Raw genomic sequence first — 11082 nt, forward strand, 5'->3', positions numbered from 1 at the left:
ACCGGCGCCGTGCGCGTCATGGTGGCGACCAGGCCGGTAGACTTCCGCAAGGGTGCCGACGGCTTGGCCGCGCTGGTGCGCGAGACGATGGGCGCCGATCCGTTCTCTGGCGCGATCTACGTCTTCAGGGCCAAGCGTGCTGACCGGATCAAGCTCGTCTACTTCGACGGCACCGGCGTGTGCCTGCTGGCGAAGCGTCTGGAGGACGGGAAGTTCGTCTGGCCGACGATCACCGATGGCGTGGTCAGGTTGACGGCGGCGCAGTTGCAGGCGCTCCTGGAAGGGTTGGACTGGCGGCGCGTGCATGACGCTCGCGAGACGCGCGCGCCGGTCGCGGCGAGTTGATGCCAAGGGCAGCAAGAACGCTGGCAAAGCTTTGGAATCCATGATTCAATCAGCTTTGTGAGCAATCCGGCCCAATCTCTGACCAACGATCCGATCGCGCTTCAGGCGATGCTCGCGGCCGAGCGTGCCGAGAACGAGCGGCTGCGTCAGATCATCAAGGAACTGCAGCGTCACCGCTTCGGCCGCAGGGCAGAGAGCCTGCCCGTAGACCAGTTGTTGCTGGGCCTGGAAGAGGTCGAGCAGGTCGAGGCAGAAGGCCTCGCTGCTGAGGAAGCTGCCAATCCTGCGAAGCTGGAGGCCCGCGTCAGAAAGCGCCGCGCCAACCGGGGTTCACTGCCCGCCCACCTGCCGCGCATCGAGCAGGTCATCGACATCCCTGACAAGATCTGCCCGTGCTGCAAGGGAATGCTGCACGTCATGGGCGAGGACGTTGCCGAGCGCCTCGACATCGTGCCGGCCCAGTTCCGTGTGATCGTCACGCGCCGCCCAAAATATGCCTGCCGGGCTTGCGAGGAGGTCGTGGTGCAGGCGCCGGCTCTGGCGCGCCTCGTTGAAGGCGGCATCCCGACCGAGGCGACGGTGGCGCATGTGCTGGTATCGAAATACGCCGACCATGTTCCGCTCTACCGCCAGTCCCAGATCTATGCCCGTCAGGGCGTGAACCTCGACCGATCGACACTTGCCGACTGGGTCGGCAAGGCGGCCTTCCTGCTGCGGCCCATCCACGAGCGAATGTTCGAACGGTTGAAGGCCTCATCGAAGCTCTTCGCCGACGAGACGACCGCGCCGGTGCTCGATCCCGGGCGCGGCCGCACCAAAACGGGTCAGCTGTTCGCCTATGCTCGCGACGATCGCCCTTGGGGCGGGATCGATCCGCCTGGTGTCGCCTATATCTATGCGCCCGATCGAAGGGCCGAGCAGCCACTTAGGCACCTTCAGGGCTTCGTCGGGATCCTGCAGGTCGACGGCTACGCCGGATACCGGGCATTGGCCGAGCGCGACGCCGTCAGCCTCGCCTTCTGTTGGGCGCATGTCCGTCGCCGCTTCTACGAACTGGCGCAGTCCGGCCCCGCGCCGATCGCCACTGAGGCCCTGCAGCGCATCGCGGAGCTTTACAAGATCGAGAATGAGATCCGAGGTCGCCCAGCGGAAGAGCGCCGCGCCGCCCGCCAAGAAAAGAGCCGACCTATCATTGATGCTCTTGAGCCGTGGCTACGCGAGAAGCTCACCCTGGTCAGCCAGAAGAGCAAGCTCGCCGAGGCAATCCGCTACGCGCTCGCGCGCTGGCCTGGACTTGGTCGCTTCCTCGACGACGGCCGCGTCGAGATCGACTCCAACGTGGTCGAACGCTCGATCAGGCCAATCGCCCTCAGCCGGAAAAACGCGCTCTTCGCCGGCTCCGACGGCGGTGGAGAGCACTGGGCCACAATCGCCTCGCTGATCGAAACCGCGAAGCTCAATGGCGTCGACCCGTACGCCTACCTCGCCGACGCAATCACCCGCATCGTCGCCGGTCATCCGCAAAACCAGATCGACGACCTCCTGCCATGGGCCTATGCCCCCACGCCACTCAAGGCCGTGGCCTGAGAACAGCGGTTACATCGGAATCGAGGTAAAGGCAAGCGCAACGGTGCGGGCGCAGGATTTCCGAGGGCTTCGTCAGCTGCAGGAAGCGGTGGGCAACCGCTTCGTGCGTGGACTCGTGCTCCATGACCATGATCGGGCGACGCCGTTTGGTGAAAAGCTGCAGGCCGCACCGTTGTCACTTCTCTCGCGGCCCAGACGGCGCAACCGCCTAGCGGCTACGTTTCGGGGAAGTTGGCGCACAGATAGTCGTTGGCGGCCTCGGCGGTTGGGAATGTCCCGAGTTCTTTTGGTTCTTCGTCCGGCCGCTGCGATTGCCGGATCACCAAGACCTGTTCTGCGTCGAGACAGACGCTGGGACGCTCACGGAACTTAAGCCACTCCGCCTGCTTGGCTTCCGCCAATGCACACGCCGCATCGTAGTTTTCGGCGACGCCGAGATATGTTGAACGGTCCCACGCCCCACCATTCAAGCACCGGACCTCGATTCGGCCGTCCGACAAGGTGATGCCGTAGGGACGATCCCACCACGCATCGAGTTGTTGCTTGCTTCGCGTGTCGTTCGGGGTTGCGTCAAAAGTCTTCGGCAGCTTGGGGTCCAGCGGAATCCGGTTCGGCATTGTGTCCTCTGATCAGGGTGACATCGCCCACAGACCGGGCGCTAATGATTATGCAGCTTCCCGGACACTAACCTCGACATGCAGGCCGACCGCGACCAGCATATTGACGAGGGTGTCGAGGGCGAACAGGTTGATTTTGCCGCGCAGAAGATCGGACACGCGCGGCTGCGTCACGCCGAGTTGGCGCGCGGCTTCGGCCTGGGTCCAGCCCTTTGCCCGGATGTGCTGCTCCAGCGCCATCATCAGCGTGGAGCGGAGCTTCATGTTCTCCGCTTCGGCCGGCGTGTCTTCGATCGCGTCCCAAACACTTGCAAAAGTTTCGTTGCTCATTGGCCTAATTCCTTCACCAGATCGCCGTAGCGTTTCGCGGCAAGGTCCAAGTCCGACCTGCTGGTCTTTTGCGACTTCTTCTGGAAACAGTGTAGCACGTAGACGGCCTCAGCGAATTTGGCGACGTAGATGACCCGGAACGCACCGGCTTCGTCCCGAATCCTGATTTCCTGGACGCCCTTCCCGACGGTGCCCATTGGCTTCCAGTCGGCTGGAGCCTGCTCGTTCTGTACCTTGTCGAGTTGATAGCCCGCTTCACGCCGTGCCGACTCGGGGAAGGCGCGCAAATCATTGAGGGCGCTGCCCCGAAACCTAAGCACTTTCATCGGCGGAGTATACAAACTTTTGTATGCTTGGCAAGGAGCCAACTACGCGATCGATCCTATTCACCAAGAACGGCATGTTCGCGCTCTCGAAACAGAACGCGATGAAAGTGGAGAGTCAGCTCGCCTCGGCCTCGGCGATCTCCAGTTCGTCTGGAATGGTCTCGTCGAACACGCGAGCCCAACTGCCTTGCTTTACACGCTGGTTTCCGGACCTGGCCGGAGCCTTGGTAAGAGCCTTCAGTTTCCGGGCGGCTTTTGCGAAACGAGCATCGAGTGGACCAGGCGTTGCTTTCGCTGCGGCCCCTGCTCGCAACTGTGCCTTGGCCGGCGCGACCGCTCTTGTTTGGCGCCTGTCGCCAACATCAGCGGGTTCGGCCCAAGCGGAAAGTTCTCGACCGGCACGCTTTGCCTTGTCCGGTGCCTGGGCACCCTGGACTTCAGTTTTCGAGATATTCGTGCCCTCGCCAGCATAGGCAGGAATTGTTGCCGGCACGGGCCGCTGCGGCAGGAACTCGGTTGCCGGCACGTCCGGCACATGTGTCTGTGAGAAGCTCTCCATTTCGCGGAACGGCGATGTCCGGAAAAACCGAAGCTTATCAGCAAAGACCTGCCCCTGACCTTCGGCCAGAATGACCATCTTGTCTCCCGGCATCTGCCGCACCTCCTGCGGCATCATCAGGTCGCGCTCCCTCAACTGCTCGACCTTTTGTACGGCGATGCAGGCCCATCAGCTCGATCGTGCGGGACTCGGTCTTGTATCGGACGGTGCGCTTGCCCAGGGCTTTCGACACGGCTTCGGCTGTTGCCTGGTCATTGGCGCCGAAGACCAGCTGGTAGCCACAATTGCCCATCAATGAGTGGCGGGACGTCTCGCCATAGGTCTCGTCCAGGTTCTTCAGGTCCTGGATGACGAAGGCCATCTTGACGTTGTAGCCAGCCACGTAGGGCAGCTTGGTCGTGATCTCGCTCATCTTCTTCAACTGACGGAACTCGTCGAGCAGGAAGTAGACCGGCACCGAACGTTCCGCGTGCTCGATCATCAGCGTGTCGAGAGTCTGCTGCACAAACAGTGCGAGCAACGGCCGCAGCAGTGTGATGTCCGTGACCTTGGGGGCGAGGTAGATCGAGATCGGACGCCGCTTCAGGGCGCGTAGGTCCATGTCGGTCGCTGATGTCGCTGCCACGACGCGCTCGTTGCGGAACGGCCGCAAAGCCTTCTGGATGTCAAGAAGCGCCGAGGCGGCGGCGCGTTCGGACAGGGCGATGTAGGCGTTAAAACTCTCCGTCGTGAAGCGAGACAGATACGGTTCCCGTTTCTTGATGAGCGTCATCATCGCTTGGAGATTTGCGCCGCTGTTGAAGAAGGACGTGACCTCGCCGAGAGTGCGATGTCCCTTATAGTAGACGCTTTCGTTGATGTAGCTGATTGCGCCGGCGATGACCTGCTGGGCGGTAGCCTGCCAGATCGAATTCTCGGATTCGGTGACTTCCGGCACAAGAATGGCAGCCATGTTCTGGATGTCGGTGGTACGGTCACCGCGGTCCGCTCTGATGAAATCTAGCGGATTGTAGCGATGCGACCTTTCCGATCCTGGCGCGAACAGGAATACCTGACTGCCCCTGGACTTGCGATAGCCGGCGGTGCTGCGAAAAATCTCGCCCTTGAGGTCGGTGACGATCATCGAGCCTTCATGCGAAAGTGCGTTTGGAATGACGTAGCACGCCCCCTTCCCCGAGCGTGTCGGCCCGATAATCAGGTGATGCCGATCGTCGTCGACACGAAGGATTTGGCGCCCGAAACGGCCGAGGATTTTCCCCTTCCGCCGGAACCATCCATCACGGCGGAGGGTCATCGCGGTCTGGAATCGGGCGTCGCCGAGGGGGCTCAAGTTCGGTCGAAGGCCGGCATAGGCCACGATGCCGGCAACCAGCGCGGCTGGGAGGAGGGCACCAAGCGCCACAACGCGCAGGACGCCGCTGTCCCCATAGGCGATCAGCTGCTGTAATGGGGCAAACGGATTTGTGGTGATGGTCGCCTGCAGGACCCGACCATCGCGATACAGCAACTGCAAACCAAGACCATAAGCCAACAGCCAGACGGCAAGGGCGACGGTTAGGCAAAAGCCGAAATAGAAGACGCGGAGCGACCCGGTCATGCCGCATCCGTCCGTCCGCGAGCGAAGAAGATTTCGGAGACGCCGCGTCTGCCCCCTTCCCTGCGCAACTGGATCACGATCGGAATGACGCTCTGGATGTAGGAGATGAGATCGGCTTTCGGATAGGCGGCCGATAAGCCCGACTGCATCACCATCATGGCGAGCTGCTCGTAGGCACCAAGCGGCGTGTCGGCATGGACCGTCGACATCGAGCCGGGATGGCCCGTATTAATTGCGCGCAGAAAGGCGAACGCTTCCGATCCCCTGACTTCTCCAACGAAAAGCCGATCCGGTCGCATGCGCAGCGAGGCCTCGAGCAAGGACTGGATCGTCACATTGGCCGTTCCCTGGTCGCCACGAGAGGCGAGCAGATGCACCGCGTTTTTCTGTGGCGGGAAGAGCTCCCGCGTATCTTCCAACGTGATGATACGTTCCTGCAGGTCAACTGATTTGAGGCACGCGTTGAGGAATGTCGTCTTGCCGCTGGAGGTGCCGCCACTGATCAGGATGGACACGCGATTGATGATGGCCGTTCGAATGAAGCCGTAGATGTCCCTGGCCGAGAGCTGCTCGATCAACGTATGATCGGTCCCGCTGAGACCGCCGACGGCGACCGTCACCTGATCAAGCGATCCCTGATCGCGATAGTCGTCGAGCGTGAAGTTGCTGATGACTTGCTTGCGAATGGAAACGGCACCGCCTTCGGGCGCGGCGGGCGGTAGGACGACCTGTATTCGCTCTCCTGTCGGCAGGGCGGCGCTGAGGATCGGACTTGACCGGTTGATGAACTGGTTGGTTGTGGCCGCGACGCGCTCGCCGATGTTGACGATCTCGTCGGCGGTGAGCTCAGGTATTTCATAGTGTTCCATGTGGGCCGAGCCCATCCGCTCCACATAAACTTGGCTCGGGGAGTTGATGGAGATCTCGACGACCTGGCTGTCATCAAGAAATGGCCGCAGCGACTCAAGCGCCCGGTTCAGAAAATGGTGTTTCTGTTCGGCGGCGAAGCTAGTCGAGATTACGTTCACGACGGATCTCCCTCAGTGCCTCGGTGACGGGATCCTCGTACATGGCGGAAAAATCGAGGTCCTGGCGGACGAAGACGAAGATGCGCTCGCCTTGGCTGACGCTGATCGTCGGTGGAATTCGTAAGGAGTCTCCCAATGCCTGGTTGGCCATGTCGGAGAAGGTCTGCGCGAGGGTTTCACGGGCCAGCTCTTCAGCGTTCTGCGCATTGTCGCTGTCTCCGGCCGCCGCCTCGCTGCCGTAACCGGTTAGGTAGCTGGCGCCGGCGCCGACGATTGAGAGCAGAATGGCTGCGCCGAAGCGCTCGCGAAACTTCTTGTCGACGCGCCCGGTCAGGCCGGCACGGCCCAGACTGTCGGCGCCGATCGAGTTTAGCCGGACCGACACGCCGTCATCGCGCAGCATGCGGGTCCAGACCACGAAAATTCTCGTCTGACCCCGCGTGATTTCGGACTGGGTACTCACCGATGAGACGGGTGCCGGTGGGGATCAGAATGCGTCGACCGTCAAAGGAGTAGACGTCCTGAGAGACGATCGCCCTCACCTGCCCGGGAAGGTCGCTGACGATAGCGGTCTCTAATATTCCAGGGATCAACGTGCCTTCAGGAACGAGTGCGTCGATACGTTCGATCTTTCGCGCCTTGGCGCCGCGGTCGCCAATGCTGGAGGCTGCGGCGAGGAACTTGCTGCTGCGATCCTCACCGGCGACGGTCAGCCCCTCCACCTCGTTGCCGGTCAAACTGCCTTGCCCGCCGGCGGTCGCATTGTCGACCACGACCAGTTTCGAGCGGAAGCGCACGGGGAATTCTTCAGCCGGCGCATCGACCGCTTCCGGCGGCGGCGGCGCACCGGGAACGGGCGGCGGTGGCACCTCGAACTCGGTCGTATCGGCCTCTTCGGCCGGAGGAGGCGGAGGCGGTGGCGGCGGAATCTGGACGATCTCCGGCGCCGGAGGTTCCGGCTCGGGCTCTCCCTCGCGCACAAAGGATGGAGGACGAAACGTCGTGGTGGTGAACTCCTCGTCGCCGTCGAGCATCTCGCGGACCGGCGGCTGCCTGCCGGCGAGAACCAGATAGCCGGCAGCAATGCCCAGCAGGACCAGAACAGCGCCACCGACGAGTTGCTTACGACGAACGGCATTGTCGGCAATGACGGAATCGTCGCCCTGACCGAGAGCCTCGAGTTCGGGGGAGCGCTTCATCAGTTTCCGCTCCGACGCCGGCGTTTGGCCTTGTCATCTTCGACTGGCCCGAGGATTGCCGGATCAGGCGCCGCGAAATCCGGCTTTCTGAGATTGAAGATGCAGATCCACTGATCGCCATCACGCAGAGTGAACTGGGTCGCCGTCCCGTCGACGACGATGTCTCGCCTTCCCTGCGGAAGTTCCGCAGCGTTTCGGAGAAATCCGAATTGACCGCGAAGATCGCCGGCACGCGTCGGTCGAATTTGAAGAAGGTCTTGTTGCCGTCATCGAAGACCATCAGCGGCTTCAGGCGCGCATCACCCGAGAACGAATAGTCGATGTTGACGTTGGCCTTGTCGATGCCGGAGATGTTCGGCCAGGCAGCTCGTTGTTCGGCCTCCTGTCGCAAAGCAGCGTTGAGATTCTTCTCCGGGTAGTGGAAGCGGATTCCAAAAACCTTGCGGCGAGCCTCGGGCGCGAAATCATGCAGTTCGAGATAGTAGATGCGCTTGTCGGTGACGACGTTCATGTTCGTAACGACGTCTTTGGCGATCGGCTTGACGAAGAGGATGTTGCCCTTCTCGGCCGGGACGACCTGCCAACTTTCCGTGTCGCCGAGCGAAATCGTTTCAAACTTCTCGTCCTCGTCGAAGATGATCATGGTCGAGATGCCGTAGGTCGCGAAAACCTGGACGACGTTGTTCTCCTGGTAGGTGACGCTGGTCACGCGGGCATCCAGAGAACCGCCCTTCGGGGTCTGCGCCGCCATCGCCGGCCAGAGGGAGCCGCACAGCATGAGCGCAGCCGTCCAGGAGCGGCCCCTCATTGCACATCTCCGGGCGTGACCGTTTCCTGATCCCGGCGGTAGGAATAGACTTGGAAGCCGAGCGGGTTCTCGAAGCGCCACTCGTTGCGAATCGGCGTGTCGGTGTAGCGGAAGCGCACGACGGAGATCCAATGACGGACGACCGATTCCGTGTCGCTGCGTTCGTTGGTGGAGAACCTGACGATCGCCGTGCTGGCGTTCGGGAACGTCACCGATTTGATCTCGACGAGGACCCGTTTCAGCCGGCCATAAACCTTCGTGGGGTTCTGTGCATTTGCCGCGCTGTAGAGAGTCTGCAGTTCCCGCGCCGCTTCGTCCGCGGAAAGAAGCGCTGCTATACCAAAATTCTCGGTGATAGCGTAGGGGTCGTAGCCCTCGCGGGCGCGGATGTAGCGCACGACATTGGCTTGTGTGATCGCCTGCTGCTCGTTGAGGTTGGCCGGCCGTGTCAGGCCGGACTTCACCTCGATGTAGCCTGTGGTCTGGTCGACGGTGACGACATAGGGCTCGAAGCTCTTCAGCGGCAGCATCAACACCACGGCGAGCAGGCTGAGCATGGCGATCCCGGCAAAGACGATCGAGAAGAACCAGGCGACGCGCGCCGAGCGCTTCGCTCGCTTGATGATCTCCTGCTCCCAGATATCGCCTTGCTGGAAATAGGACCGCAGCGCGGATTCGGACTTGTCTGCCATCCCTGCCCTTCTCGTGTTGTTCGGGATCCAACATCAACCTGCCGTCAGGTCTGCCGAGGCGTTCCATTTGACGTGATCGCGCGCTGCATGGAGGCGCCCACGCCATCCTGCCGAGGTGAGTGGAGTCGGGCCTGGACGCGATGCACGGCAGCCCGTGTCTGGCGTGCCGATTGCCCAATCGCTTCGCGTCCGAGATAGACGCCGCGATAAGCATGTCGGCGCGACTCGTGACCGATGGCGGTTGCGAAAGCCCCAACGATGCCTTGCGCTAAGGACTGCACTTGGAAAAGCACGAACGCGCCGGCGATGCACAGCATGATGAAGGCAGCGAAGTCGCTGAGCTTCAGTTCGCGATTGCCGGAGATGCTGTCGATCGTCGTCAGTTCCGGTTCCATCGCCGCGATCAGGAATGCGGCGATCACGTAAACGAACAAAGGAATCATCGCATAGAGCAGCGACTGATTGAGCCAGCCGACGGCATAGTTACGAGTCGAATCGAAGAAGAAGCACGAGATGAAAATCGGCGCTGTGCCGAGGAGAACCCAGAGGATCACCTTCGCAAGAACCAGAATTCCCAAGGCGATTGCGACGAAGATGCCCGCGAACAGCATAATGACGATGCCAATCAAGGCCGGCAGAACGGACAGATAGCCGGCCTGTTCAGAGAAGGTCGCTGCGGCGGTGTTCGCGGTTTTCCAGATTTGCGACAGCCCGTTCGTGGGTTCGGTCACGCCGGTGCCCCGACGCCGCCAGAATGGCGCGGCCGGCCGCCTCCGGCACCGTCGTCAGCCAGTCATAGACAAGATCGTTGAAGTTCGACCATGTGCCGACCAAAATGAGAATGACGAATACACGCACCAGCCGACCAATGATTTCGGCGACGCTGAGGCGGGAAGTCCCGAGGAAAAGCTGCACGCCGTAGAACAGGACGGCAAGGACGAAGAGCAGGCGTAGAAGCGGCTCGAGATCCTGGCTCAGCGCCTCGTACGCGCTCTGGGAAAAGTTCTCTCCCGAAGCGTCAATCCGATCCAGCAGTTCTCCAATGAAATCGTCCACCGCCCTGCCCTATTCTTCGTCGCCAGTCGCGAAGCCCTGGATCGCCGCCAATGCCGCAGCCCTGTCCGCGTTGACCGAAAACATCGGTCCGCATTCGTCCCCGGTGCTGGCATAGCTCGACAGATTGGCCGGTCGTGTGCACGGCGCCGTCTTCTCGCGCGGTGTGCCGCACCCGCTGGAGAGAACGGCCAGTGCGAACACCAAAGCGTTCGAGATGCACTGCCGCCCTCTCATTCGTACCGCAGCGCCTTTTTGGTGTTCGACATGTCGGTCAGCTTGCGCTGGTTCTCGGCGTGCAACGACTGCACGCCGGCGTTCAGCACGCCGATCATTTCGTTCAACGTCAGGCCCGTCTGGACCTGGAGCTGCGTGTTCTGGTCGATAGAGCCTTTGATATCCTCGGCCTTGCCGATGTCGCCGCCGGCGGTTTCGAGTGCGGAGCGGCGGGTTTCGACCGCAGCTTGAGAACCGGTAATCAGAGCCGACACGCCCATCACCGTTTTCATGAGCTCCTCATAGGATTTGTCGCTGGCCAGCGAGCTGTTGTCCTTGCCCGAAAGAGAGCGCACGAGTTGCAAGCCGTTGATGAAAAGCGTGGCAGCTTCGACCACTTTGGGATCGAGTGAGCCGAAATCGGCGATCCCACCCTTCAGGATGCTGTCGAAGGACGGCATGGATGAGACGCTAAAACCGTTGCCGATCGCGATATCCTTCAGGGGACCAGCGTCGCCCCCGCGGTCGCCGGTGACCGCCTTCAGGGTCTCCTCGACCGTTGTGAGGATTTCCTTGTTCGTATCGAGAATCTTGCCGGTCTTTTCAGCGGTATCACGTGCGACCGCGTAGTTGGTCTTGTCGATGACCGGGATATCGGCTGCTGCCGGCGCTATGCCTGCGCCGACGAACGCCAGAATTGCCAACGAGCGTTTCATGTCGATCTC

The 11082-nt window shown here is 61.5% G+C and carries 10 protein-coding genes and 4 pseudogenes; 3 read left to right on the forward strand and 11 right to left on the reverse strand.

The window, feature by feature from the left end:
- The first annotated feature begins 18 nt into the window (after nt 1-18).
- From tnpB to LRS09_RS28225, 3 genes and pseudogenes are all read left to right on the forward strand, one after another.
- Nucleotides 19-345 (forward strand): IS66 family insertion sequence element accessory protein TnpB, encoded by a 327-nt coding sequence (gene tnpB, locus LRS09_RS28215; protein ID WP_374684955.1) that lies wholly within the window; start codon nt 19-21, stop codon nt 343-345.
- A 108-nt stretch (nt 346-453) separates the two neighbouring features.
- Nucleotides 454-1932, forward strand: coding sequence for an IS66 family transposase (locus LRS09_RS28220; RefSeq protein WP_374684956.1), 1479 nt, complete (start codon nt 454-456; stop codon nt 1930-1932).
- 13 nt (nt 1933-1945) lie between these two features.
- Nucleotides 1946-2116 (forward strand): annotated as a pseudogene (locus LRS09_RS28225) (AAA family ATPase); the annotation flags it as partial.
- Between the two features lie 31 nt (nt 2117-2147).
- Here the strand turns inward: LRS09_RS28225 and LRS09_RS28230 are convergent.
- The 11 genes and pseudogenes from LRS09_RS28230 to LRS09_RS28285 all read right to left on the reverse strand — a co-directional run bounded on the left by LRS09_RS28230 (nt 2148) and on the right by LRS09_RS28285 (nt 11073).
- Nucleotides 2148-2549, reverse strand: coding sequence for a hypothetical protein (locus LRS09_RS28230; RefSeq protein ID WP_257810650.1), 402 nt, complete (start codon nt 2547-2549; stop codon nt 2148-2150).
- Nucleotides 2550-2597: 48 nt separating this feature from the next.
- Nucleotides 2598-2879, reverse strand: a complete 282-nt coding sequence (locus LRS09_RS28235) for a helix-turn-helix domain-containing protein (RefSeq protein ID WP_192568394.1) — start codon at nt 2877-2879, stop codon at nt 2598-2600.
- Complete coding sequence (locus LRS09_RS28240; protein ID WP_192568393.1) at nt 2876-3205, reverse strand: type II toxin-antitoxin system RelE/ParE family toxin; 330 nt, start codon at nt 3203-3205, stop codon at nt 2876-2878. Before LRS09_RS28240 ends, LRS09_RS28235 begins: the two co-directional genes overlap by 4 nt.
- 115 nt (nt 3206-3320) lie before the next feature.
- Nucleotides 3321-5361, reverse strand: a pseudogene (locus LRS09_RS28245) (type IV secretory system conjugative DNA transfer family protein).
- Nucleotides 5358-6389, reverse strand: a complete 1032-nt coding sequence (virB11, locus tag LRS09_RS28250) for a P-type DNA transfer ATPase VirB11 (RefSeq protein WP_148914172.1) — start codon at nt 6387-6389, stop codon at nt 5358-5360. The pseudogene LRS09_RS28245 and the gene virB11 overlap by 4 nt, the downstream one beginning before the upstream one ends.
- A pseudogene (virB10, locus tag LRS09_RS28255) lies at nt 6370-7588 on the reverse strand (type IV secretion system protein VirB10). The gene virB11 and the pseudogene virB10 overlap by 20 nt, the downstream one beginning before the upstream one ends.
- Nucleotides 7588-8396: pseudogene (locus tag LRS09_RS28260) on the reverse strand (TrbG/VirB9 family P-type conjugative transfer protein). Before LRS09_RS28260 ends, virB10 begins: the two co-directional pseudogenes overlap by 1 nt.
- Entirely contained in the window at nt 8393-9088 is a 696-nt protein-coding gene (locus tag LRS09_RS28265; RefSeq protein ID WP_257810543.1) for a virB8 family protein, read from the reverse strand. The pseudogene LRS09_RS28260 and the gene LRS09_RS28265 overlap by 4 nt, the downstream one beginning before the upstream one ends.
- A 44-nt stretch (nt 9089-9132) precedes the next feature.
- On the reverse strand, nt 9133-9819 hold the full coding sequence (locus LRS09_RS28270; protein ID WP_257810544.1) for a type IV secretion system protein: 687 nt from the start codon (nt 9817-9819) through the stop codon (nt 9133-9135).
- Nucleotides 9749-10144, reverse strand: a complete 396-nt coding sequence (locus LRS09_RS28275) for a type IV secretion system protein (RefSeq protein WP_257810545.1) — start codon at nt 10142-10144, stop codon at nt 9749-9751. The genes LRS09_RS28270 and LRS09_RS28275 overlap by 71 nt, the downstream gene beginning before the upstream one ends.
- Before the next feature lie 230 nt (nt 10145-10374).
- Nucleotides 10375-11073 carry a type IV secretion system protein gene (locus tag LRS09_RS28285; RefSeq protein WP_192568386.1) on the reverse strand — a complete coding sequence of 233 codons (699 nt, stop codon included), beginning with the start codon at nt 11071-11073 and terminating at the stop codon, nt 10375-10377.
- Nucleotides 11074-11082: the final 9 nt, after the last annotated feature.

This window comes from Mesorhizobium sp. J428 (genome assembly GCF_024699925.1).
In the GTDB taxonomy this organism is placed as follows: domain Bacteria; phylum Pseudomonadota; class Alphaproteobacteria; order Rhizobiales; family Rhizobiaceae; genus Mesorhizobium_A.